The organism is Bifidobacterium sp. ESL0745, from assembly GCF_029433335.1.
Taxonomy (GTDB): domain Bacteria; phylum Actinomycetota; class Actinomycetes; order Actinomycetales; family Bifidobacteriaceae; genus Bifidobacterium.
This window is the reverse complement of the sequence record NZ_JAQTHX010000001.1, coordinates 20,564-46,242: the sequence shown is the minus strand read 5'-3', so window position 1 is coordinate 46,242 and position 25,679 is coordinate 20,564. Positions and strand designations below refer to the sequence as shown.

12 protein-coding genes and 1 tRNA gene are annotated in these 25,679 nt (G+C 59.0%); 3 read left to right on the top strand and 10 right to left on the bottom strand.

Translation table 11 applies throughout. The features are described from left to right. Nucleotides 1–1,020 precede the first annotated feature (1,020 nt). The 7 genes from PT275_RS00120 to PT275_RS00090 all read right to left on the bottom strand — a co-directional run bounded on the left by PT275_RS00120 (nucleotide 1,021) and on the right by PT275_RS00090 (nucleotide 12,710). Entirely contained in the window at nucleotides 1,021–3,780 is a 2,760-nt protein-coding gene (locus PT275_RS00120; protein WP_277151168.1) for a polyribonucleotide nucleotidyltransferase, read from the bottom strand. A gap of 315 nt (nucleotides 3,781–4,095) precedes the next feature. Beyond that, nucleotides 4,096–4,365, bottom strand: coding sequence for a 30S ribosomal protein S15 (rpsO, locus tag PT275_RS00115; RefSeq protein ID WP_277151166.1), 270 nt, complete (start codon nucleotides 4,363–4,365; stop codon nucleotides 4,096–4,098). Nucleotides 4,366–4,708: 343 nt separating this feature from the next. Continuing rightward, nucleotides 4,709–5,443, bottom strand: a complete 735-nt coding sequence (locus PT275_RS00110; RefSeq protein ID WP_277151164.1) for a hypothetical protein — start codon at nucleotides 5,441–5,443, stop codon at nucleotides 4,709–4,711. A 152-nt stretch (nucleotides 5,444–5,595) separates the two neighbouring features. Continuing rightward, a tRNA-Gly gene (locus PT275_RS00105) sits at nucleotides 5,596–5,666 on the bottom strand. A 528-nt stretch (nucleotides 5,667–6,194) separates the two neighbouring features. Further along, nucleotides 6,195–8,450, bottom strand: coding sequence for an exo-alpha-(1->6)-L-arabinopyranosidase (locus PT275_RS00100; protein WP_277151161.1), 2,256 nt, complete (start codon nucleotides 8,448–8,450; stop codon nucleotides 6,195–6,197). A gap of 308 nt (nucleotides 8,451–8,758) precedes the next feature. Beyond that, entirely contained in the window at nucleotides 8,759–11,839 is a 3,081-nt protein-coding gene (locus tag PT275_RS00095; protein WP_277151158.1) for a BspA family leucine-rich repeat surface protein, read from the bottom strand. Nucleotides 11,840–12,272: 433 nt separating this feature from the next. Then, entirely contained in the window at nucleotides 12,273–12,710 is a 438-nt protein-coding gene (locus PT275_RS00090) for a holo-ACP synthase (RefSeq protein ID WP_277153585.1), read from the bottom strand. Nucleotides 12,711–13,026: 316 nt separating this feature from the next. Between PT275_RS00090 and PT275_RS00085 the strand changes: the two genes are divergently transcribed. Beyond that, nucleotides 13,027–13,515, top strand: a complete 489-nt coding sequence (locus tag PT275_RS00085; RefSeq protein WP_277151156.1) for a LytTR family DNA-binding domain-containing protein — start codon at nucleotides 13,027–13,029, stop codon at nucleotides 13,513–13,515. 142 nt (nucleotides 13,516–13,657) lie between these two features. On the opposite strand, the gene PT275_RS00080 is transcribed toward PT275_RS00085, so the two are convergent. Beyond that, the gene (locus PT275_RS00080) at nucleotides 13,658–13,843 is read right to left on the bottom strand and encodes a hypothetical protein (RefSeq protein ID WP_277151154.1); all 186 of its coding nucleotides are present in this window, start codon (nucleotides 13,841–13,843) and stop codon (nucleotides 13,658–13,660) included. Nucleotides 13,844–14,137: 294 nt separating this feature from the next. Next, nucleotides 14,138–14,551 (bottom strand): hypothetical protein, encoded by a 414-nt coding sequence (locus tag PT275_RS00075; RefSeq protein ID WP_277151152.1) that lies wholly within the window; start codon nucleotides 14,549–14,551, stop codon nucleotides 14,138–14,140. Nucleotides 14,552–14,875: 324 nt separating this feature from the next. On the opposite strand from PT275_RS00075, the gene PT275_RS00070 reads away from it, so the two are divergent. Continuing rightward, nucleotides 14,876–15,364: a LytTR family DNA-binding domain-containing protein gene (locus tag PT275_RS00070; protein WP_277151150.1), complete on the top strand. Its 489-nt coding sequence runs from the start codon at nucleotides 14,876–14,878 to the stop codon at nucleotides 15,362–15,364. A gap of 2 nt (nucleotides 15,365–15,366) precedes the next feature. Next, on the top strand, nucleotides 15,367–15,972 hold the full coding sequence (locus tag PT275_RS00065; protein WP_277151148.1) for a hypothetical protein: 606 nt from the start codon (nucleotides 15,367–15,369) through the stop codon (nucleotides 15,970–15,972). Nucleotides 15,973–16,177: 205 nt separating this feature from the next. Here the strand turns inward: PT275_RS00065 and PT275_RS00060 are convergent, their stop codons facing one another. After that, nucleotides 16,178–25,648 carry a type I polyketide synthase gene (locus tag PT275_RS00060; RefSeq protein ID WP_277151146.1) on the bottom strand — a complete coding sequence of 3,157 codons (9,471 nt, stop codon included), beginning with the start codon at nucleotides 25,646–25,648 and terminating at the stop codon, nucleotides 16,178–16,180. Between the last annotated feature and the right edge of the window lie 31 nt (nucleotides 25,649–25,679).

Below are 25,679 nucleotides of genomic sequence, written 5' to 3'. Positions count from 1 at the left end.
CATTCACCGCTTGCGGCGAGCATGGCAATTCGCACACAGCCGATGGGTGCGGTGGGCGATACGGTCGAGGTTTCATCAAAGCGGTTGCCGTCACAGCCTCCGATATCGGCTTCGACGCTGATACCGGCATCGTTGCCAAAGTTCGCGGAATCAGTGCCATCCGGCTATGTGGACCGACACGAATCCTATCAGGCGGTCTGTCTCGAACCTTGGCCGGCGGCAATACCGTTTTGTGGCGCGCGGAAGAGATATCGCCACCATAACGTTCCAAAATCGACAATGCATGTTCCATGTATCCATTCAATCTGCTTGCAGACCTCAAGCGCAAGCTGAAACGGGTACTGTGGTCGGATGATAGGGGTTATCCACATTTGAGGCGTGTCGCGGGTTGAATCGTCGGGCCATGCACATTCATCCACAAAAACGCGAATTACGTTAACTCAAATTACTAAAAATATGTGAAGAAGAACAATCTATCATCAATGTCGACGAATAACGGCTAAAACCAACAATCAATAAAAAACGTCGGTAAAGAGCAATGAATAAGTACTAATAAGCTTCGATAAATAAAATGAACGGCTCCAGGTGTCAAACCAAGCAAAAGCCAAAATCGGTAAGCAAAACCTCCAAATAAACAGTCTTTGACACAAAACCAACAGAATGTCGAAAACCGATTGATATGACACTCTCAATGGATCATTCCCGATACGAAACCGACAGAAAACCAAAAATAGTCAATACGAACCTCGAAATAAGCGGTTCCTCGCACCAAAGCAATCAAAAGACAAACCGGCCAATACGAATCCCTAAACAAACCTTCTCTCACACCAAACCACCAAGATGCAAAGCCAGTCAATGAAATCTGTAAACCAACAATAAACAACACCGGATGAACAAAACTGGCCTGCAACCAAACGAAGCGGGTTGCAGACCAGTTATCAGTTATCTAGCGATCAGTCGATTGGCTGATTAGTCGATCGAAACGACCGGTCAGCCGTCAGCCATCAGCCAGTTAGTCAATCAGTCCTCGAACGGATCGAAGTCGCGGCGGACACGGCGGCGCGGACGCTCGCTGCGCTCTTCGCGGCCCTCACGATATTCGTCATAGTGATCGTCGGTCGCGTAGCGCGGGTTGCGGTCGTTGCGACGGCCACCACGGTAGCCGCCACCACGGCGTCCCTCGTGACGGTCGGAGCGACGGTAATCGTCGCGATCCTCACGACGGCGACGCGGACGATCCTCAAAATCATCCTCAACGCGATCATCGGCATCGTCATGGTCCTCACGGCTACGGCCGGAACGACGGTCATCACGGTCATCACGATCGGAACGGCGACGATCGTCGTCGCGATCCTCACGACGGCGACGCGGACGATCCTCAAAATCATCTTCAACGCGATCTTCACGGTCCTCACGGCCGCGGCTGGGGCGACGGTCATCACGATCATCACGATCAGAACGGCGACGATCGTCATGGTCCTCACGGTCACGCCCGTGACCGCGATAGCCGCGCCCACCGCGATCGTCACGGTCGCGACGCGGGCCACGCCCACCGCCACGCGGGCCGGATTCCTGATCCTCGAAGCCGGGGATGGCCAGCGAAATCTTGCCACGGTCATCGACGCCCTGGACGGTCACCTCGACAGTGTCGCCTTCCTTGAGGACGTCTTCGACGGCGTCGATACGTTCACCGTTGGTCAGGTTGCGGATCTGCGAGATGTGCAGCAAGCCGTCGGTGCCTGGGGTGAGGTTGACGAACGCGCCGAAGCTCGTGGTCTTGACGACCTTGCCGTTGAAGTTCTCGCCGACAGCGGGAACGTGCGGGTGCGCGATGGCGTCGATGGTGGCCTTGGCCTTTTCCGCGCCGTCGCCGCCTTCGGAAGCGATGTAGATGGTGCCGTCATCCTCGACGCTGACGTCGGCGCCGGTCTCCTCCTGGATCTGGTTGATCATCTTGCCCTTGGGCCCGATGATCTCGCCGATCTTGTCGACAGGAACGGAAGTGGTGATGATGCGCGGGGCATACGGGCTCATCTCGGCCGGGGCGTCGATGCACTCGTTGATGACCTCGAGGATCGTGGTGCGGGCTTCCTTCGCCTGCTGCAGGGCGGCGGCCAGAACGTCGGCGGGGATGCCGTCGAGCTTGGTGTCGAGCTGGAGCGCGGTGATAAATTCGGAAGTGCCGGCGACCTTGAAGTCCATGTCGCCGAACGCGTCTTCAGCGCCCAGGATGTCGGTCAGGGTCTTGTAGATGTGCTTGCCGTCGACGTCACCGGAGATGAGGCCCATCGCGATGCCCGCGACCGGAGCCTTCAGCGGAACGCCCGCGTCGAGCAGCGAAAGCGTGGAGGCGCAGACGGAGCCCATGGAAGTCGAGCCGTTGGAACCGATGGCCTCGGAGACCTGACGGATGGCGTACGGGAAGTCTTCCTTGCTGGGGAGCACCGGCACGAGCGCCTTTTCGGCGAGCGCACCATGGCCGACCTCGCGGCGCTTCGGGGAACCGACGCGGCCGGTCTCACCGGTGGAATACGGCGGCATCTCGTAATTGTGCATGTAGCGCTTGGTTTGCGGGCCGGAGATGGAATCGAGCGTCTGCTCCATCTTCAACATGTTGAGCGTGGTGACACCCAGGATCTGGGTTTCGCCGCGCTGGAAGAGCGCAGAGCCGTGCACGCGCGGTACGATGCCGACCTCGGCGGAAAGCGTGCGGATGTCGCGCAGGCCGCGGCCGTCGATACGGAAGTCCTCCGTCAGGACGCGGCGACGCACGATCTGGCGCTGCAGTTCCTTGAAGGCGTTGCCGAGTTCCTTTTCCTTCTCGGCGTCATCCATGTCGGTGAATTCGTCGGCGAGCTTGGCGCGGACGTCTTCCTTGATCTCGTGGATGCGCTCCTGGCGCGGCAGCTTGGCGGCGATGGACAGGGCATCGTTGAGGTCGTTGTGGGCGATCTCGTCAATGCGCTTGTACAGGTTGTCGGTATACTCCGGGAAGAGCTGGAATTCCTTGTCGTTGGTCTTGCCGGCCTTCTCCTTGAGCTCGTTCTGAGCCTCGCAGATGACCTTGATGAACGGCTTGGCAGCCTCGAGGCCACCGGCGACGACTTCCTCGTCCGGCTTCTGCTGGCCCTCGTCGTAGATCAAATTCCAGGCGTTCTTGCCGGCACCGGCCTCGATCATGGCGATGGCGACGTCACCGTTTTCGACGACGCGGCCGGCCACAACGATCTCGAAGACCGCGCGGTCACGCTCGCTCCAACGCGGGAAGGCGACCCACTGGCCGTCGACCAACGCCAGACGCACACCGGAGACCGGACCTTCGAAAGGCAGACCGGAGATCATGGTGGACGCGGATGCGGCGTTCAAAGCGATCATGTCGTAGGCATCGTCCGGGTTGCAGGCGAGGACGGTCTCGACGACCTGGACCTCGTTGCGCAGCGTGTGTGGGAAGAGCGGGCGCAGCGGACGGTCGATGATGCGGCAGGCCAGAATGGCGTCGTTCGAAGGACGGCCTTCACGACGGAAGAACGAGCCCGGGATCTTGCCCGCGGCGTACATCTTCTCTTCCACGTCGACGGTGAGCGGGAAGAAATCATAGTTTTCCTTCGGGCTGCTGCCAGCGGTGGTGGTTGAAAGGACCATCGAATCGTCATCGAGGTAGGCGGCTACAGCGCCGTCGGCCTGCTGCGCAAGGCGACCCGTTTCGAATCGCAACGTACGTTTACCAAATGAACCATTGTCAATAACGGCCTCTACGGCCTTGATTTCGGGACCCTCCAAGGGTTCCTCCTTTGTTTAATTTCCTATTTTCCAACATACTGCAAAATGCTTTGTCAACGTCCGACCTCTGTATTTTTTGTAAGGCTTACCTGGCCTCACCAACGCTGGTGGACGGCACGTTGACTTTCACTTCTCAGTCTGAAGCAGCATTGGCGGCTATCGAGCCGGAACACATATCCAGATATTTCAATTATCGACCCTCACCTTAGGGCCGTCGGTTTTTCTTCACGCGCGAACATTATTAGACGTTTGCTACCGCCTATGTCCAATCAAACCTCTGAAAAAGCCCGAGCACGAAGCCCGGGCATAAAACAGCTATCGACGAAGACCAAGACGCTCGACCAAGGAGCGGTAACGGTTGATGTCGACCTTCTTCAGATAATCGAGAAGACGACGACGATCGCCGACCATCAGCAGCAAACCACGACGAGAGTGGTGATCGTGCTGATGGGTCTTCAGGTGCTCGGTCAGATCGGAGATACGCTTGCTCAGCAGCGCAACCTGAACCTCAGGAGACCCCGTGTCGCCTTCGTGCGTCGCATACTTGGTTACGATCTCGTGCTTTTCTTCAGCCGTAAGTGCCACGGCATCCTCCTTATAGTTGCTGCGCGGTGCCGCCGGCATTATGCCGAAGCGCTCTCTATCCGCGGGCGAATACACGCCAAGTTTCAAGTATACGAATAGGTACGGATGAACGCAATTCCGTTGTCGCAGAACCACCATCAAACCATGAGCCGGCTATCGACGGACTGCCGTTAGACAGTCGCCAGTACCCCGCGCCAATGCCACTTGAATTGAACATGCGACCAAAAGCACGGTTTTAGGCCCATTTTTGTGCTTTTCGTCGCGTTTATGAATGAGGCGCGACCAAAAGCACGGATTTACATGCTTTTCGTCGTATCATCGCGGCTGACAGGATAGCCGCTGGTCACACGGCGGCGAGGATACCGCTGAAAAGGACGATAAGCAGCGCGATGCCCTCGATGATGAAGTACATGAGGAACGAGGCCCAGCTGCGCGTCAGGACGTTCAGCGGGGAATCCTTCTTGATGCCGATGAGCAGGCCCACAAACACAATCGCGTAGACGCCCGCCGCCAGCAGTGCCGCGATGATGCCGACGTTGACGGCGTTTGGCAGCGTCGACGCCGACCCGTACACGACATAAGTGGAATACCAGAACTGGAATTTGAGGAGGCATATACCCGCGATCAGCTGATCAAAGCCAAGCAGCAGCAGGAAAAGGATACGCCATAGCCAAGCATGAGCTTCGACAAACGAAAGCGCGAACGTGGCCAGTACGAACACCGTCACCGTCCAAGCGACAAGCGACACTCCCTGCGGTGCGAAGGGACTCAGCAGCTTGATCACCTGCGATGTGTGCTGCACCGCGAGCACGCGTCCGAACCAGTACGGGGCGATGATGGCGATCAGCAGAATAATCAGGTAAACCACCCAGCGCAATGGGCGCGATTGGCTGCGTTTGATGTCGGCCAAAGAAAGATCGGTCTGCGGGATGGAAGCCTCAGGGTGCTTGGAAACACTGACCTTTTCGACTTTGCCTTCGACGATTTCGACGGCCTCGTTGGTTTTGTCGGGAAGAAGGGCATCATTCGATGTGCCGTCCGCGAACTCAGGATTCGCATCCTTCGATTCAACCGTCATGGCCACACCTCATTGATTCCACGAACCTTTCGCATCCTCCATCAGGGCTTCCAGCGAGACGACGCGTTACATTTCGCGTATGACACCGAACGACAATAGAAGAAGACCTATAACCGAGAATAGGTTTGGAACCTGTCCATCGTCGCGATGGGAGCGGATGACGGGAATCGAACCCGCGTAATCAGTTTGGAAGACTGAGGCTCTACCATTGAGCTACATCCGCGTGCCGTTTAATGCGACTTGAAAGACGCACAAAACAACGATTTTCAGTATACACGAAGCATGGAATTGGCGACACCTGCCGGTTTGGGTCACGTCTCAAGGTAGTGATCAATTGAAATTACGGGGTGTCTCCATTTCAAGGCTATGAGCGATTACGAGTACGGGCGTCCCTATTTTAAGGTTGTGCGCGATTGTGAGAAGCCCCTATTTTAGGGTTACGCGCAATTGCGGTTGCGCAGGTATCCCTGCTTCGAAAGAACACGAAATCCACAAAACGCACCATGCCCCACATCAAATCCCAAAATCCGATTTGCACAAGCCGCCGGAAACCATCGGAATAGGCTGACCTACAACACCGACACACAAGACACAAACACGCAAGAACACAAGACCACAAGACGAAACAAAACCAGCAACAAAGCCTACAAACAGGGCGTGCCGCCCGCGAGAGATAACGGACGGCACGCCCTGTTTGCACATTCAGCGATTCAGTGAATCAGTAAACCGTTGAATTGCGGGGACCGGAAAGTCACTTGGTGACTTCGGCATATTGGGTCCGCAGTTCAGTAGAGAGCGCCTCGGCCACATCGGCGCCGAGCATCATCGCCATACCGCCGACGGGACAGCTGTCGAGGAACATCACGTTCAGCGAGCTGTCGGGCATGATGTTGTGTCCGAACTGCTTGTCGAGCTTAGCCACGGCCCTGGTGACAATCGGGCCACCGATCGGGTCGTCCTTCCATTCTCTGAGGGTGGACCACTCGTTGAGCTTGGCGGTCTTGCCGTCGTCGTCAATATCGACGGAAACGGTGTCGGCAATATCGCGGGACGATGTGGCGACCTCAACCTTGTATTCGCCCTCCTCGACCTTCCAGCCTTCGAAACGCTCAGACCAATAGGCGAACGCACGGGAATCAAGATCAACGGAAACCTCGGCGGACTCGCCAGGCTCCAGATAGACCTTCTTGAAGCCCTTGAGCTCGTGGACAGGACGCGCGACGGATTCCTTCGGCGGGGCGACATAGAACTGCACGACCTCCGCGCCGGCCACATTGCCCGTGTTCTTCACGGTCGCGGTGACGCGAGCGGACTGCGGGCCGGTTTTCTCGGCCTTGGCTCCGGTTACTTCAAAGGTGGTGTACGAAAGACCATAGCCGAACGGATACATGACCGGCTTATGGAAGGTGTCGTAGTAGCGATAGCCGACATAGACGCCCTCACCATAGTCGACCTGGCCTTCCGCGCCTGGCCAGTTCATCATGGTCGGATCGTCGTCCAAATCGTTGATGATGGTCTGCGCGAGCTTGCCGGACGGGTTCGCATCACCGAAGACAACATCGGCGGTTGCGGCGCCACCGGCCTGGCCCAGCAGCCATGCTTCGAGGATGGACTTGGCATCGCCAGCCCACGGCATGGAGACCGCGGAGCCATTGGAGAGAATGACCACGACGTTCTTGTTCGCCGCGGAAACGGCCTTCAAGAGCTCAACCTGCTTGGCAGGGATGTCAAGCGAGGTGCGGTCGAAGCCTTCGGATTCGTATTCGGCAGGCAGGCCGAGGAAGAGCAGCACGGTATCGGCGCCCTTGGCGGTGTTGACGGCCTCGCTGGTCAGTGCAGGATCCTGCGCGTCGTCATCGAGCGTGAAGCCGGGAGCGAAGTCCGCCTTAACGCCACGATCGTTCAACGCATCGAGGAAGCTGGTGAGCTTGTTCGGATTAATGAGCGAAGAACCAGCGCCCTGATAACGCGGGGTGCGGGCGAATTCGCCGATGACGGCTAGCTTGGTGCCGGACTTCACCGGCAGCAGGCCATCCTCGTTCTTCAACAGAACTATGGCCTCACGGGCGGCGCGACGCGCGACATCATCATGCGCGTCGACGTCGTAACGATAGCCGGCCTTGCCCTTTTCCATGGCCGGACGGGTCTTGTTGACCAGATCGATCATGCCTTGGGCCATCTTCTCAAGCTGCTCGGGCTTGATCTCACCGTCGCGAACGGCGTGGATGATCTTGTCATCGGTGCTGGTCGGCGGCATCTCAAGGTTGAGGCCGGCGTTGAGGGCGGCGGCGCGGTCGTGCACAGCACCCCAATCGGACATGACGATGCCCTTGAAGCCCCACTCACCACGCAGCAAATCGGTCAGCAGCCACTTGTTCTGTGAAGAATAGACGTCATTGATCTTGTTGTAGGAGCACATGATCGTCCAAGGCTGGGCGGTCTTGACGATGTGTTCGAAGCCGGGAAGATAAATCTCACGCAGGGTGCGCTGCGACATATTGGCGCTCACGCGCATACGATCGGTCTCCTGGTTGTTGGCCGCAAAATGCTTCAGTGACGTACCGACGCCCTTGGACTGGATGCCTTCGACCTCGCCGCAGGCCTCATGCCCGGCCAGATACGGATCCTCGCTCCAAAATTCGAAGCAGCGACCGCCCAGCGGGTTGCGCTTGATGTTGATGCCGGGGCCGAGAATGACGGCGACCTGCTCCTGGACGCACTCCTCACCCATGGCTTCGCCGGTCTCCTTGACCAGATCCGGGTTCCAGCTCGACGACATGCCTGCAGCCGGGGGGAAGCAGGTGGCGGGGACGGCCTGTTCGACATCCATGCCTTCGAGATTCTGCGCCTTGCGCAGTCCGTGAGGGCCGTCGGTGATCGTATAGTTCGGCAGTCCCTTTTCGGGCACCGTGCCGATGCTCCACGGATTGGTGCCGCTGGTCAGAGCTGCCTGCTCTTCTACACTGAGATCTTTGGCGCTCGTTACCGGTGTTGTCTGATTGGTCATTGTGCAACCTTTCTGTATTCCCACAAGGCTCATCTCTGAGCGTTGCGCTACACCTATGTTGATTCAGTTATTGCCGGCCCGGCCATTCCTGTGTTTCAGGATAACCACTTAGTTACCGACCGGTAGGTAGCTACATAATAACATAAAACATCAACATCGATAACACATAATCAAAGCAAAAATGCCCAGCGATGACGAATGCCGCCACCTGCAGAGAAAAACATATCTGCATAGGCGACGGCATCGCATATATTTGAGCGTTTAGCTATCGGTTGGCTCCCATTTTCAGGGGTCAAAACCGTACCAAATCACTCGGTTTGATTACGGTGATGTGCCACGGTTTCGCTCTGAGCCGCATAACGACGATAAACGATCATGGTGAGCACGGCGACGGCCATGATCAGGAGAACCCACCACAAATCCGCCATCGACAACTGCGCATGTGCAGGCGCAGAGCTCGGTTCGCCGCAAAGCGGGGCAGCCGAGGCCGCGGGCTCAAGCCAGCTGACGGTGTACGCCGATTGCTCGGCAGCATTGACACATTGCTTGGTGCGGTTGTGCGGCGCGGTCGGTGCGGGAATGCCGTTGTCCTGATTGGGCATTGGATCGGCAGGAACAGTGGGAGCTGTAGGAGTGGCCCGAAGCGGGGTTGCAGCGCGAGCAGCCAACGCGGCGGTAACCGCTGGCGTCGGCGTGCCCACCGTAGCCGCCGGGGCGCCGACAACCGGGGCAGCCGCAACCACAAAGGATACCGGCAAAGCCAGCGGGGCGACAGATGACGCGACCGGGGCAGCCGCCGGAGTCAACGCCGGGGCCTGCATGCCCACCGTCTGGCTGTTTCCGACAGCCGTGGTGCCTGACCCGTTCGTAATTGTGGAACCATTCGGGTTGTTGGAATTGGCAGCGGTATTAGAGGCATCGGCATTATTGCCATTGCCGGAACCCGAACCGCTGAAATTGCTTCCATTGCCTGTGCTGCCATTGGAACCATTAGACCCATTGGAACCATTATCTGAACCGGAATTGGAGCCGAAGCCGTTCGAACCGCTGGTGCCGCTTCCGCCATTACCGGAACCTGAACCGCCGCCCTGAGCAGGCGTCGTGCCGCTGGTTCCGGAACCACTGCCATTCCCGCCGCTGACGGGGATTGCGATCTTTTGCCAATGCGCGTAGAGCTTGGTGGTCCCCGCGTTCAGCGTAATGGTGTCCCCTGGCTGATAGGTGGTGCCGCTGCCGTCGGCGAGCGTGTTCCAGCCATTGAATATGTAACTGTTTTCATCATGATCGGGAGCACCAGGAACGGTGTAATCGACGAAATTGCTGACGTTCACTGTGCTGGCATTGCCGGAAGCGTTGTAGACAAACGCATTATCGATCTTCATGCCGTACACATGGTCAACGGCCATGTTGGCATCGCCTGCAGGTTGGGTCGGGTCGACATTCTTCATCCTCACCGTGGCCCGCTGGCCCCAGATGTAGGTGCCGGGATGGGAAGCTGACGCATAGGCCTCAAGCACGTGCGACGCCTGCTGACCAGGAGTGGGATTGGTGACGCAGCTGCTCCACGCCGCGTTTTTGACCTGATAAAGATTGTCATCGGCGTCGGCGCAATGAACCTTGTCCCCGGCGTTGGCCGAGACCTTCACCCATTCGCCGCTCGTGGCATCGCCGAGCGGAGGATTCGTGCCGTTGAACGACCCCGGCTTGATCAGCGTGCTGGGCCCCAGATCAAGCCTTGCGAGCGCTGTGGCGCCGGCGAACATAGAGCCGGTATTGGCGCCGGCGGTGTTGAGGTTCCTCAGATCGAGGGCCTCGATTTTCCCGTCCTCAAAGAACATGACGCTGGCATCGGTGAGCGCAGGGCTTGCGGAAGCCGGCATGGTAAGCGTTATAAGGGTGCGATCCTGTGCGAACATCGCGCTTGCATTCGCCACACGAGCCATATTGAAGTTCGAAACATCCAGCACGGTGATGGCGTTGGGATTCGTCGCGTCGCTGTTAAAACGGAACATGTATTGCATAGTGGTGACGTTGGCGGTATCAAAGCCGGAAACGTCAAGACGATCGAGGTGGAAGCAATCGTTGAACATCATGCGCATGTCATTCACTGCGGACGTGTTGAAATGGTTGAGTCCGGTGATTTTCTTGAGGCTGTTACACTCGTTGAACATATAGCCCATCGAGGTCACGTTCGTGGTATCGAAACTCGATATGTCAAGATTTTCGACCTTATGGCAGCCATCGAACATGCTGGTCATATCCCGTACGTTACGAGTGTTGAAATGCCCAATCGGAATGGAAGCAAGGTTCTGACAATTCAGGAACATACGGCCCATCCAGTTCACATTAGAGGTGTCGAAGCCGTCGAGATTGAGCGTTGTCAAGGCAACGTCACCATTGAACATGTCGGCGGTGCTTGAAACGGCCGAAGCGTCAAACCCGGAAAGGTTGAGACTTTGCAGACTGCTCGCGCCCTTGAACATGGAATCAAGATTGTTGATCTTTCCATAACCGGCAGGGGCCATCGTGTTCAGGCCGGTGACGCCGTGCAGATTCGAGCAGTCGAGGAACATGTTGTCGGCACTGACAGTCGCACCATAATTCTGCGAAACCTTTAACGCCGACAGATCGAGGCCGGTCAGCGAAGTGTCACCGGCAAACATGTAGGAAAGTTGTTGCGCGTTTAGAATCAGGTTCGCGGAGCCGAAATCGACGCTTTGCAGTTTCGGATCGTCTCGGAACAGCCCCCAAAGACTGCGGGCATAGCGCACATCGACAGAGTCCAGACCAGAAATATGCTCAAGGTTCGGCATCGATGCGAATGCCCAGCCCGAGTCCGAATTGAGCAGGACGCCCGGCTGAAGGACGATGCTCTTGACGGCGTTGTTGTCCCAAGGATGATTAGCTACACTGCCACCTCCGGAGTTGCCGATGGCGCCACTCCCCCATCCGGTGATGACCCCACGGCTGACGGTCAGGGTGCCGTCGCACAGCTCCCATGGGGCGTCGCCCCACATACCGCTTGCCGCGTCGCCGGCACCGCACTCGCCCTGCGCGGAAGGTGATTGCGCAAGAGTCGGCAAAGACTTAGACGTTCCTTGGCTTGAAGACTTCTGCACGGACGCGCCTTCGCTTTGTACGTTGCTGCCCTTGGCCTGCGTATCAGCCTTGTCGGCATCAGACCCGGATTGCGAGTCCCCGGCAGCCGACGATGAATCCCGCGGCACTTTTGCGGCATCGTCACCATTGGCACTCGCCACGGATGAATTCTGCGACATCGTGGCCGAGCCCGCAGCGTCTGCCGCACTTTGACTCGCGTTGGCGGCCACAGGGCCGACAAGCATGGCCACGCCAAGCAGCAAACCGACGATCTTCGTTGTCCTTTTCACTCCTGCCTGTCCTTTCCCTCAACAATCAGACCGCAATCACCCCAATTGCATGTCCGCATTCAGCACTGGCAAAATCGTATCGTTCTCAATATGAACCCAAAAACCAAAACGTCGAACGATAAACTTAATGACAACGACATAGTACCATAACTTGCATCACAGATTAACGGATAATATTGATATATCTATCTATCAGGAATTTTATATTCAATAATTATTATATATTTCTTATTTTTATACATGAAAATCGTTATATTACAACGTATTCAAATAAAATTGAATCAAATATACGATATTCATTTTCAAGACGATTCGTTTTGGAAAATCAAACAAGAATCTTCAAATCTGCCTCAAGGCGAACATATAACGTTTGACATATCACTATATAAGATAACTATCATCATTGTTGATGCTATCCCGACAGCCCAGCCAATCAATCCATACCAACATCACAAACCAGCAGCACGACGGCCGAGGCCACCGGCCCGTCATGACTCAACGAAATATGCCAACGCAGCAAATCCTGCCCAGCCAGCGATTTGCGCAACATTGCCTCGCAAGCCGCGCTCAACACCACATGGGGGCGCGAGCGCGAATCGTCGAGAATCTCGACCTGCGTCCACGGGAAATCATCCAGCGTATAAGGGTTCGGGTGATCGCCCAACGCCTCGCACCACGCTTTAAGTACGGCCTCCTTGCCTGCCCACCGAGCGGCCAAGTGCACCGCTTCACCGTCATGTTTTGCCTTGGCACGGCTGGCAGCCTGCCTTGATTCACGCGTCGAAAACAGCAACCTGCCATGAGCTCCGGGCTCGCTCAATTGTTCGGCGAACGCTGAGACGTCCACGACGTCGTGTCCAACCCCGAGCACGCGCGAACCGCACGAAGTCGGGCCGGTGCCCTGCTGCAAGTCAATCACGGTTTCATGCTACCTGCCCGATATGAAATTACAGGACGGCCAAGGCCGGGCATGCAGTTTCCCATCGTCATCGTCGACGACGTCGTAGCTGATAAACATATACAGATAACATGTATCTATTTTTAAGTTACATCGGACAAGTTAATCGATTTGAACTGCTATTATACATAATTGACATTATCGAACTATTATTACATCAGATTAATACTTATTGACATACGAAAAAGACGCTCGTACGGATTCGATAGAAAGAGCAGGCAGAGCATTTATGAGCATCATATTCCGTGCAAATCCCGATCTCCCAGACGACAAAGTGGATGTCATCGTCGAGGCATCGAATGCGAGCGACGAAGTGATGCAGCTCTTGCAGGGCATCAAAAAAATGAGCCAGCTAAACACCACTACGATCGTGGTCAGCACCGATGAAAGCCTGGAGCTCATACCAGTAGCCTCGATCATCGCCGTCGAGGTCCACAACGAAATGCTCCTCCTGCGCCTGCCGGCAGGCAAGACGACGCTACAAAATTCGCGGATGCCGAACAGAACAATCGCCACCCGCGACACCCTCGCCCATTTTCTTACACGGTTGCCCAACGAGTTCACAAGAATATCGCGTCAGACAGTCATCAACATCAATCATTTGCGGTCATTGAAATTGAGCTATTCCGGCAACATGACGGCCAGCCTTGACGCCGGTATAGAGGAGACCGTGGGGCGGCGATATGTCGCAAATCTTCGGAAAACCATAGGAGCATAAGGTTTGGCAGTATATGAAGAATTCAGACCAAAACCATATCGCCGTGACGACGGAATCGGACAGGAATCCCCACCGATTCCGACTCCGTCGGGGAATGCCAAGCGCCGGCCGAACGCAAAACCTTGGTATATGATGTCATCAACTATGCCATCAGAGGCATCCTCTTCGGCTCGTGCACCGCAATACTCATCGAGATACTCATTCTCGCATCGTGCCGATCACCCGATTCGGAATGGGCACGATGCTGCTCATCGACGCAATCATAGGCATCATCACCCTTGCCTTCCAACGTTCCGACCTGCCCCTGTTCGTCATTACTCCCGCACACCTGGTGTGATATTGGTGATCTGCATTGCCTGAATCCGCATCAACGGATGGCAGTGGCACGTGTTCCACGAGGAGCCCGTCCTGTTCATTATCGGATTCATTCTGGTGTACGCGGTCATTGGGACCGGCATACTCGCCTACTACGGTTTCACCAACAACATCAACGAGCGCCTTGACGTCCGGGCACGAATGAACCGTAAAAACCGAAAAAGGTCGGCGGTTCAACAACCATTCTGGTATCTGTTGAACCGCCGAACTATTGATCTAGATTAATCCGGACCAATTCGAATATCGTTTATCCGTTCAAATAACGACCGCTGCAATGCTGGGCAAGAACATTGCCCGCATCCTTGTTCGCTTCATAGACATAGACCACAGCCAAAACGGTGACATCGAAAGCGGTAAACATCGCGATCACCCACCAATTGAACCTGACCGACGTGCCGGCACTGATGGCGCTACGGGGCTGATTGGCCAGGCACTGCTGCACATGGGCCTGACCCACTTCGTTGCAGTTCAACGTATCACCCTCAACCGGGGTAATGGGGACTCTGGCACTTTGAGGAGCCGACTCGATCACGGAATTCTGGGAGGCGACTACTTGATCGGAAGCCATGTCGACGCGCTCAGCCGCATTCGCCGCAACTGGGGCAACGCACACCGTCACTGCGACAAACAGGGCGATTACAATCTTTTTCAACAACTTCATCACTGCTCCCGTCTACCTAGTGCGTTCCACGTTTCATCGACTCACATAGGCATGAGCCAATGAACCCTCTCTAAACCCATCAATAATTAATATAACACACCACAACGAAGCATCGAGCAAGCGAACCAGTCAGTAATCCACAGGGCGGGTTAAACGGTGCTGAAATGGGGCTGAACGTAAATTCAAATAGCGGAAAGTATACAATTTCATGCATAAAATGTATTATTGTAGCGTTGCTGCTTATGAAAGATCCGCGATGAATGGCGATGCAAAACGTTGTATAGGCAGGACGATTACCAAAAAAGAAAGGATAAGGTGGGGCCTATGAGTATTACGTTCCGCGCGAATCCTGAATTGCCACAGGGCGAAGTGAATGTCATTGTAGAGGCCAACGAGGCCAACGACGAAACCATACAGCTGATGCAGTCGATCAAAGGACTCAAATGGCACAACACGTCCACGATCGCCATCGACACCAATGGCGGTTTCGAGATGGTGCCGACAGCGGCAATCGTTGCCGTCGAAGTCAACGACGAATCGCTGAGTGTTCAAATCCTTGTCAATGCCAACGGCGCCAAAAGAAGCAAACCGGCGATCACCATTCTTTCCGTCCACGACACGCTCGTCCATTTCATGACCCGACTGCCCCCGGAATTCATTCGCATATCACGTCAGGCGATCATCAATATCCGTCATCTTCGCTCGCTGAAACTCAGCTACGCAGGGAATATGAGCGCAAATCTTGACGGTGGTCTGGAAGAGATAGTCGGCCGTCGTTACGTCCCCGGCCTGCGCGAAATGATAGGAGCATAATCGTGAAGAACTTGCATAGTCCCGCAGGCAGCGTCAGCGCGTTGCTGCGTCCTTCCGACAATGACTCATTGCTTCGTATGATTTTGGAATACGCCGTCAAGGGACCGATGTTAGGGGCGTTGACATTGGCCGTCGTCGAGCTGTTCATTCCTGGATGGATACCTATCGGACGCACCAGCATGGCTGCGATGCTGATCATCGATGTCATCCTCGGCGAACTGGCTCTGGCCCTGTTCTGCACGGACCTTCCCTGGATGATCATCATTCCGCTCCATGGCATCTCCACGCTTTTGCTGACAGCGCTCTGGGTCTTCATCAGCGGCGGCAAGAAATGTCTGATCAGCAAAGAGATGCTTGTTTTCGTCATCCTGTTCATCGTGCTGTATATATGCGCCTGGCTGGTTATTTCGGCATACTCGCGTTCCCTTACCGAAGGGATGAACAAACGCCTGGACGCCGCTCTCACCGCGTTCAAAAACAGAAATTTCATGGACGCTTTGAATGGCATCACGCTCAACGACGACGATACGATTGCCGACAACGACAACGCAGGCGGCAACCCGGAACGTGACGCGAACGGAAAAGACGCTACGGATACACAGGATTAAAACCGGTCCTCCTTTAAATATGAAAGACCCGTCTGGCTTCATCGCACAAACAAATTGTTTGTGCACAAAGCCGAACGGGTTTTCTATCCACTCCTATCCACTCGACAACGAAACGTAGGCCCTTGGCTGTTGGTGATATCGCCAACAGCCAAGGGCCTACGTTTCAGCATTCGGTGTTTATACTACAGCGCCAACACCCAGGGGTTCACTCGAAGTAACCGTCGGCACCGAGGCGGGCGTCCGGGTTGAGAAGCATCGCCTTTTCGACCTCATGAGCGTTGTAGGCCTTCGAATCCTCGCGGAAGCGACGGTTGTCGATCTCCTCATAAAGCGGGGCCTCGCCCATCATGCCCATCAGGCGACGACGCTCGCCACGGGCCAGACGCTCGTTGGCGCGCTTGCGCCACTCGTCGAGCGCATCCTGGCCGTACTCATTGGCAACGGCCGCCTCGAAGGCACCCGGGTGCACAAGGGCGACGAAGCCTGAGACGTGGCCGAAGCCGAGGGAGGTGACCAGGCCGGCCTTGATGGAGCCGATATTGAGCGGCTTGCGAAGCCAGACCATGTGGTCGTCCTTGCGCATCTTCGGGTCAACGCAGTCGAGCGACGCGTTGGCCGGGATGACACCAGACTTGAACAGCTGGGTCAGGCCGTCGATCTGGAAGATCGCGGCGCCGCCCATCGCGTGGCCGGTGAGGCTCTTCTGCGAGATGACGAACAGCGGGTTGCCGTCGTTGCGGCCGATGGCGTGCTGGATGGAGTTGTGCAGCTCGGATTCGTTGGAATCGTTGGCGTTGGTGGACGTATCGTGCTTGGATACCACGGCGATGTCGTCGGGGGTGACGCCGAGAGGTGCCAACTGGCGGACCAGCTGGGAGCTCTTACCACCCTGAGCCGCGGCCAGAGCGCCAAGGCCCGGAGCCGGGATCGAGGTGTGCGCGCCGTCGGCGAAGCTGTGGACGTAACCGACCACGGCCGCCACCGGCAGACCCATCTTCAGCGCGATATCGCCACGGGTGACGAGCATCGTGCCGCCGCCCTCGGACTCCACGAAGCCGTCACGGCGACGGTCGTTGGAACGGGAGAAGAAGCGGTCGGAGATGCCCTTGCCATACATCACGTTCGCGTCGGCGGTGGCACCCATGTTGCCGAAGCCGATCACCGAATCCACGCCGATATCGTCGATCGCGCCGGTGACCACGAAGTCAGCCTTGTGCAAGGCGATCTTGTCGACGCCCTCTTCCAGCGAGACCGCGGCGGTGGCGCAGGCCGAAACCGGCTGGACCATGTTGCCGTAGCCGCCGATGTAGGACTGCATGACATGCGCGGCGACGACGTTCGGCAGGGCTTCCTGCAAAATGTCGGTCGGGATCTCGTGACCCAGGAAGCGGTCGAGATAGAGCTTGCGCATGCTGGCCATGCCGCCGAAACCGGTGCCTTGCGTGGAGGCGACCATCGAAGGATGAATCGTCTGCAGAACCTCAGAGGGGCTGAAGCCCGCGGAAAGGTAGGCGTCGACCGTGGTGACGATGTTCCACAGAGCAATCTCGTCAACCTCGCCGACCATGGAGGCCGGAATGCCCCACTTGACCGGATCGAAGCCCTTCGGGAACTGGCCGCCGACGGTGCGGGTCATCGCGAAGCGCTTGGGCACGCGAATCATCGAACCAGGCTCGCGGGTGACGCTCCACTCGCCGGATTCCTCATCCTGGGCGACCGTGGTGTGCTCGGCGTCCATGACGACGTACTGCTGCGCGACTTCTTCGCTCGGCACATTGAAGGTGACCTCGTGGTCGAGGTAGATCTCCACTTCGCCGCTGGCGGTGTCGTTCTGATAGTCGCCGCTGCCCATGCCGTTGTCGAATGGACGCAGGCCGGAGCGGGCCACGACCTCGTCGTGATAACGCTCGGCGATGTCCTCTTCAGGCACGAGATTGCCGTCGGCATCGTACCAGCCGGCCTTCGGGCTGTCCTGCCAAGTGACCAGGCCCATGTTCCAGGCCAGCTCGAGCACCGCTCCTGCGGAGAGATCAACGCTGCCGTCTGGGTGGATGCCAAGCTCGGCCTCGCTGCGGGTGCGGCCGGAGCCCCACGGACCCAGCTCGCCGATGGAGACGATGACGATCTGGTCTTCGGGCTTGACGGTCACGTTGCGCCAATCAGCCAAGTCGACCTCGGCCTGACGCGGCGGGTTCGGGGTGGGCAGCGCCTTGATGAGCGTCGCCTTGCCGTCCTTGTTCTTGGCGCTGACATCGCCGGTCTCGGCGTTCTCGTCGGCGCTTGCCGCGGCGGAATTGGCCTTGTCGGCCTCGGCTTCGGCGCGAAGCGCGGTGATGTCAATGGGCTCGCTGCCCAAGCCACCGGTCAGATCGGCGCGAAGCGGGGCCTTTTCAGCCTCCTTGCGGGCACTGGCATCGGCCAGGTCGAGCAGTTGCTGCGCGATCTCTTCGGTGGAATAGGTACGGATGCCATGGCGTTCGACCACGTCGACCAGTGGATCGTTGCCACCCATCAGGCCGGTGCCACGCACCCAGCCAATCAGCGGGTGAGCGAAGGTGACCCTGCCGGACCAATCCTTCTCGGCACGTGCGCGGGTGACGATGGCATCGAACGAGGCCTTGACTTCGCCGTACGCACCGTCGCCGCCGAAGACGCCGCGGTTCGGGGAACCGGGCAGGACGACGTGGAGCTTATGCTGCACGTCGGTGTCGCCGCCGATGGCCGCGAAGCCGGTGATCGCGCGCTCGACGCCCCAGAGCATCAGGCGTGCCTGCGATTCGAAGAGCTGGCCGGAGTCGGCCATGGTGCCGTGCACCGGAGGTGCCGCGAACGGGAAGAAGAGGCTCGGCTCGTAGGCCGGCTTCAGGATCGTGGTGGTGGCGCCGGTGGTCTTCTTGCTCACGCCGCCGACCCACTTGACGAGGGCATCTACGTCGCGGTAGCTGGAAAGGTTGGCCGGAACCAGCCAGAGCTCGGCATCGCCGACCGCATGTTCGCGGTAGATCTGCTCGGCCCAAGCCTTCACCGACTGCTTGAAGCTGTGGGAGGTGGCGATCACCGTCGCACCGCCGGCCAACAGGCCTTCGACGACCTGGCCTGCGATGGAATTCGGGGCCACGCCGGTGACCACGGCGACGTCACCGGCAAAGCGGGACGCCTTCGGATCGTTCTTAGCATTGCTGCGTGCCTCGACCGCGATGCGGTTGAAGGTGGAGGACAGAATCGTGTTCCCGTCGGTTTCGGCTTTGGAAGCGAACCAAGTGGCCTGATCGGCGACCTCGTGGCCTGCGCCGATGAAGCTCAGTGAGGCGACTTTCTGGTCGTGGTTGTAGTAGAGACGAGCGAGATCCTCACGCGCGGTGGCCCAACGGTCATCGAGCAACAGGGCCTTGCGCTCATCGAAGCGCGGGGCGACCTGATCGCCCCAATCGCTGCCGAGCTCGGCCTCGACGGCTTCGACCACGGCGGCATCCTCGTCCTCGTCTTCGGCGACGACGGGAGCCTTGATATCGAGCTCATCAAGCACGAAGCGGGCGGTCTTGGCAAGCACACCGTCGGCACCGGTGACCTTCTCGGCAAAGGCATCGAGCGCTGCGGAATCGACCACCGAACCGCCGGCACCGCCAGCACTCGGTAGGGCCACGGTTATGCCATGATCGGCGGCGACCTTCTGCACGGCCGCGTCGATCAGCGCGTTGGCGTCGTTGGCGTTGGAGACCTGGGCAGTGTTGAGGCTGGCGAGGTCGTCACCGCGCGAGGACGTGCCTTCGCGGGTTTCGAGCACCAACGTGCCGAGCACGTAGTCCACCCAGCCCTGGCCGAGCTGCCAAGTATCGGTGACGCGCTTTTCGATCTGGGAAAGCTTGATGCCGGAAGCGCCGAAGAGACCGCGAATACGGTCGCGCACGATGTCGGAAAGCACCGGGCCGAACGGCTTGTAGTTCGGGGCCACCTTGTTGACCAAAGCATAGAGATCGGTGATCGACGCCTCGGCGGCACCGTCGACCGATGCCACGCCGAGTTCGGAGCTGATGTCCATCAAGAGCTGGTTGCGGCGCGAAGAAACGCCGTTGGTCAGGGTGTCGGTGGTGTCGCTGTCGCCGATCTGGTCGGGGCGCACCTTAGCCGCGTAGGCCAGGAGCATGGCGATGCCATCAGAGGCCTTGAACGGCAGGTCCGCAGGGCGTTCGCCGGAAGTTGCGACGGGAGCGGCCGGCGCGGCGGCAGCTGGTGCCGCAGGCGCCGAAGCGGCTACGGCAGGTGCGACAGCGGCTTGTGCGGCCGGAGCGGAAGCGGCTTGTGCGGCCGGAGCGGAAGCGGCGGCTGCTGGCTGAGCCGAAGCCGATGCCGATACGTCGTCAGCGTCATCATTATCGGTATCAGGAACCAGGCTATCCGAATCGGTCATATAGACGCGCTGCTCGTCGCGGCCCAAGTTGTAGACCGCAACTTCACTGCCCGAGAAATCAGGCAGACGCAGGGTCTTGGTGGCCAGGTTCGCGAGCGTGGGCTGGTTGCCAAGGCCGACTTCGACGTAGTTCTCCACGCCGAGGCCACCCTGTGCCGGATCGCCGAACATGATGGCCTGCGTCTCGATCCAACGCACCGGGGAGGCGAACTGCCAGGCCAGGAGCTCAGTGAAGAGCAAACGGCCGAGCTTCTGCTCGTCGGCGGCGTAGGAATCCCAGATCGCCGGGTTGTCAAGCGCTTCCTGAATACGGGTGGATGGCACGACGTCAACGATCTTACGAGCGAATTCCTTCGTCATTTCGAACGGGGTCGCCACGAGGTTCGGAATGTAACGGCCGACCAGGCGCGAGTAGTCGATATGCGCCGGAAGCAGGGTGTCGAGCTTGTTGCGGAAGTCGGGCACGCCCTTGCGCAGCAGCATGGAGTGGAACGGCACGTCGATGCCGGGCACATACATGAGTGCGGGCTTGCCGCCGTATTCCTTGACGCGACGCGCGGAATCGGCCTGCAGGGCCTTGAGGCCCTTGAGCGTTCCGGCGATGACGTACTGCTGGCCGGAGAGGTTGTAGTTGACGATCTGCAGGAACTCGCCGCTGGCTTCGGAGACGGACTTGACGTAATCGTCCACGCCGTCGTCGCCCACGCCGAACTGGTTCGGGCGCAAGGCGGCCATACGATAGTTGGAACGGCCCTGCTCGTCCCGGTCGATGAGGCTGTTCATCGCCGACCCACGCTGGAAGACCAGCTCGAGCACCGTCTCGAACGGGATGATACCGGCGAAGGAACTCAGGGCGTTGTATTCGCCCAGCGAATGGCCGGCGAAGTAGGCGGGCCAGATGTCGCTGCCGGCCTCGCGCAGACGGGAGGTCTGGGCGTAGGCGACGGTGGCGAGCGCCACCTGAGTGAACTGCGTCAGGTTCAGGAGGCCATCGGGGTGATGATAGGTCACGCCGTTGGCCGTGAGCGTCTTCGGGTTGTCACGCACGATGGCGAGGATCGAGAAGCCGAGCTTTTCGCGGGTGAGCTTGTCGGCCCGCTCCCAGGTCTGCCGGGCAGCGGCGGACTTGGCACGCTCGTCCAGGACCATGCCCTGCTGCTGGATGCCCTGGCCCGGATAGACGTAGGCGGAACGCGGAGGGCGAACCGCGGCGGTGCCACGGGAGACGATGTTGCCATCGATGCGGCAGGTGACCTCGAGGGTCATGCCGCCGTGACGCAGTTTGCCGATGCGCTCGACCGAAATCTCGACCTTGTCATTGAGCTGCACCATGCCGTACATGTTGTAGGTCCAGCCGACAATTTCGTAATGCGCGCCCTTGTCGTCACGCGCCTGCACGACGTGCTGGGCAGCGGCGGAAAGCCACATGCCGTGCACCAGCGGGGCTTTGAGGCCGGAAACCGCGGCACCACGATGCGAGGTGTGGATCGGGTTGAAATCGCCGGAAGTGCGGGCGAACGCGGTCATCTCGCTGGGAGCGGTCAGCGTGACGCGACGCAACATGCGACGCGGGGTGGCCACCACGGGGTCAAGTCCCTTATCGTCTTCCTCACTGAACGGCGTGCCTGCACCGGTATGGGCTTTGCGATAGCTCAGATAGTCGCCGTAATCGGGCACGTCCACCGGCAACTCGTCGGAATAGGAACGGCCGCGCACGGCGAAACGCTCGACCTCGTGGGCCAGAACGGTGCCGTCAATGGCGGTGTGGGTGACATGGATGGTGACGATGCGGCCGGAAGCGGACTCGGCGTAGGCGTCGGCCCAGCTCGTCAGGTCGATCTTCTCGCCGGTGTGGGCGAGCAGCTCGTCCTCGGTGACCTCAAGTTCCATCTGATGGTCGAGGTGCACCGCGTTTAAGAGGCCTTCGATAACCGGGTAGCCATGGACGTAAACCGAGCCAAGCGCCGTGTAGATCGCAGGCCAGGCGGGGCCGACCAAGGCGTCGGGGGCGATACGCGAGGCGTTCAGGGAACCAGGCATATTGCCGGCCGTGGCGGCTTCGTGGTCGTAACCGAGGTTGGCGGAAAGCGTGTAGCTGGTGTGGGCCTGGCCGTAGGGGAAGGCAACCTTATCGCTCATCTCCTCGATTTGTGGCATGGCCGTGAGCTCATCGCCGGTGATGGCGGTGTTGCCGATGCCGGCGGTGTCGGCCAGCATCGCGTAGACGTGCTTTGGCAGGCGCTCGCGGTCGACCACCGGGAAGAGCCCGGATTCGGTCGGCTTGACGTTGAGCGGGATGACGATGTCACGTACGGCGTGCTTGGAAAGTCCGCCGTCGGGATCGTTGTCCCAGAAAGTGTCGAGGTGGATGTCGAGGTCGAACATCTGGGTGCCGTCCTCGTCGCCCACTTCCCGAATTTCGTAATACTTATCGCCGTTCGGGGTGCCGAAGGCGGGATTGGCCATCAGGTGGCCGACCCAGGAGATGTTCGGGGACTTGCGGATGAAGTCCTCGGCGGTCTTAGCGGCATCAAGTTCGGCGTAAGCGGCCTCTGGCTCTACTCCCCCGTTGATCTCACGGGTGCGTTCCAACGCGGCGGCTTCGAAGCGGCCGAGGATGGAACCGACGGGTTCGTCGACGGTGGTGATACCAGCCACGGAAATCGGGCCAGGGATGGCACGCACAGAATCGGCGGAATAGCGCGGATCCTCGGACTGCCAAAGCTGGTCCTGGCCCCACCAACGCAACAAATCGTTGTCGATCTGCGGCACGAAGGGCACCGGCTTGTGATATTCGTGAATCAGCGTCGGGAACCAGGCCACGTCGGTCGGGGTCACGGTGACCTCGGCGGCACGCGGATAGGCACGCTGCAACTTGTCGATGGCGGCCTGCGGGTCGTTTTCAACGTCGGCACGCGAGGTGAACAGGGAGGCGAATTCGCCGGATTCCTGATCGCAGACACGGGCTTCGGCGCGCTGCAGCAAGTGCAGGAAGCGGTCGGCGTAGGTCGGGTCGGCCCACGGGTAGGTGAGTTCGGCGAAACGCTGCGCCCACTGGACGTAGGTCATCTTGTCGAGGTCGCCGAAGTACGGACGCGAGGTCTTGTTCAGGGCCTCGATGATCTCGTTGCGGCGGCTTTCCAGCTCTTCCGGGTGCTTCATGACACGAACGAGCAAGCGGCCGCAACGGGCGGAGGCGTTCTCCAGTTCATAGATGTCGGCGTGCAGGTGGCTCAGGCCGCTGGCGACGCCGCCCTTGGCGACCACGCCGGCGGGAACCCAGTTCTCACCCAGGGGCGCGAACGGGTCGGAATCATCGGGCTTGGCGCAGATGCCGGGTGTGGCGACAAGCATGCGCTTGACGTCGGGGTTGGTATGGGCTTCCTTGGCCGTCATCGCGGCGGTGCCGATCAGGACGCCGTCCACCGGCATATCGGGCTTGCCATAGATACGGGACCACTGGCCGGAAATGTAGTCGGCAGCGCGGTCGGGGGTGCCGATACCGCCGCCGGCGACCAGCACGAGGTTGTCGCAGGCGCGCACGTCGGCGTAGGTGTCCATCAGCAGCACATCGAGAGATTCCCAGGAATGGTGACCACCTGCGGCTCCGCCTTCGACCTCCATGATGATGGAGACGGGGGCGACGGCCTTGGCGATGCGCACGACCTGACGAATCTGGTCGACGGTACCGGGCTTGAACGCGACGTACGGGAAGCCCTGCTCGTTGAGTTGGGCGACAAGCTGCTTGGCCTCGTCGAGCTCGGGGATGCCGGCGGAGATCACGACGCCGTCGATCGGGGTGCCGGAGGCGCGCTTCTTGGCGACGATGCCGGCGGGGCCGAACTGCAGGTTCCAGAGGTAACGGTCCATGAACATGGCGTTGAACTCGATGGTGCGGCCCTCTTCAAGTTCCTTGTCGAGGTCGGCGATGTTGCGGTCGAAGACATCCGAAGTGACCTGCCCGCCACCGGCCATTTCGGTCCAGTAACCGGCGTTCGCGGCGGCGGAGACGATGTCCGCGTTGACGGTGGTCGGGGTCATGCCGGCCAGCAGCACCGGCGGCTTGCCGGTCAAATCGCTGAACTTGGTGCGGATCTTCTCGCCTGCGGGCGTGGAGATGACCTTGGGAGCGAACTTGCGCCAGTCCTGCGTACGGACCGGGTCGTCTTCCATGGTGGAAAGCGCGGCGCGAGACTCTTCGCTTTCGGCTTCGACCACGCCGACGCCGGTGCCCTGCACCAAAGCGCTCACAAGCTTGCCAACGGTATTGCCCGGGCCCATATCCACGATCCACAGCTTGGTGGGGTCGGTGCTCTTCAAAAGCGCGTCGGTGCGTGCGGCCCAATCGACGTGGTTGACCAGCACTTCGCTGGCCAGTGTGCGGGCGCGATCGGCGTCAAGGCCGCATTCCTTCGCCCAGTTGACGGTGGATTCGACGGCCTCGGCCATCAGCGGGGAATGGAAGGGAACGGTGACCTCGAGATATTCCAAGATCGGGTCGAAGACCTCGCCGCCGCGCACCTTATCGGCGCGAAGCTTGGCCTGACGACGGTGCTCCTTGCCGACCTCGACGGCAAAAGCCGCGAGATCCTCGGGATGGCCGGAAAGCACGTAATTATCGGTGGCGTTGGTCACGGCGAACGCAATCGGTCCGCGGGGCTTGACTACGCGGTCTACCAAGACCTCGATCTGGCGCTTGGTGGCACCGCGCACCGAAAGCATCGGGGTGGCGTCGCCGAACTTCGTGGAGACCGGCAGCAGACGGGACTGGCGGGTACCAGCGGCACCGATCAGGCGCGCGATGGCGAGGATCTCGTCAATGGCGTCAGCGGCGGCATCGATGGAGCCAGCTTCTTCGATGGCATCCACCATGTGCTCGGCGATGATGCCCTGGGAATGGCCAAGAACCGCAATCGGCCTGGCCGCTGCAACGCTATAGCCGAGGCCTTCCGCGTCAATCAGCGCACCCAATTGCGCCAAGGCGATGCCCGGAACGCTGGCGGCTGCGTCGGCGGCAACGCCGAGCCTGGCGGGGTTGGCCGTGAAACCAAAGAGATCGACCGTGCCACCCATCGTGGCCAAGAGATCCGGCCTTACCGCCGAAAGCAGGCGATCCGAAGCATCGGCGTGCGCCTTGAGCTTCTCCGCCAGCGTCGGGTCGGTGCATTCGTCGGCCAGAGAGCTGACCCACGGCGTGGATTGACCGCCGAAGACGAGCGCATGCGGCTCGGTACTGAGGCGATTCAAAAAGAAGGTGTTTTCAGTCATTGTCTTCCTTATATTTGGTTGAAATTCTACG

Excerpts from the sequence above, each read along its gene's own strand:
- PT275_RS00100 (WP_277151161.1), bottom strand. The coding sequence starts at position 8,450 with ATGACCAATCAGACAACACCGGTAACGAGCGCCAAAGATCTCAGTGTA.
- PT275_RS00070 (WP_277151150.1), top strand. The coding sequence starts at position 14,876 with ATGAGTATTACGTTCCGCGCGAATCCTGAATTGCCACAGGGCGAAGTG.
- PT275_RS00075 (WP_277151152.1), bottom strand. The coding sequence starts at position 14,551 with ATGAAGTTGTTGAAAAAGATTGTAATCGCCCTGTTTGTCGCAGTGACG.
- PT275_RS00110 (WP_277151164.1), bottom strand. The coding sequence starts at position 5,443 with ATGACGGTTGAATCGAAGGATGCGAATCCTGAGTTCGCGGACGGCACA.
- PT275_RS00060 (WP_277151146.1), bottom strand. The coding sequence starts at position 25,648 with ATGACTGAAAACACCTTCTTTTTGAATCGCCTCAGTACCGAGCCGCAT.
- PT275_RS00085 (WP_277151156.1), top strand. The coding sequence starts at position 13,027 with ATGAGCATCATATTCCGTGCAAATCCCGATCTCCCAGACGACAAAGTG.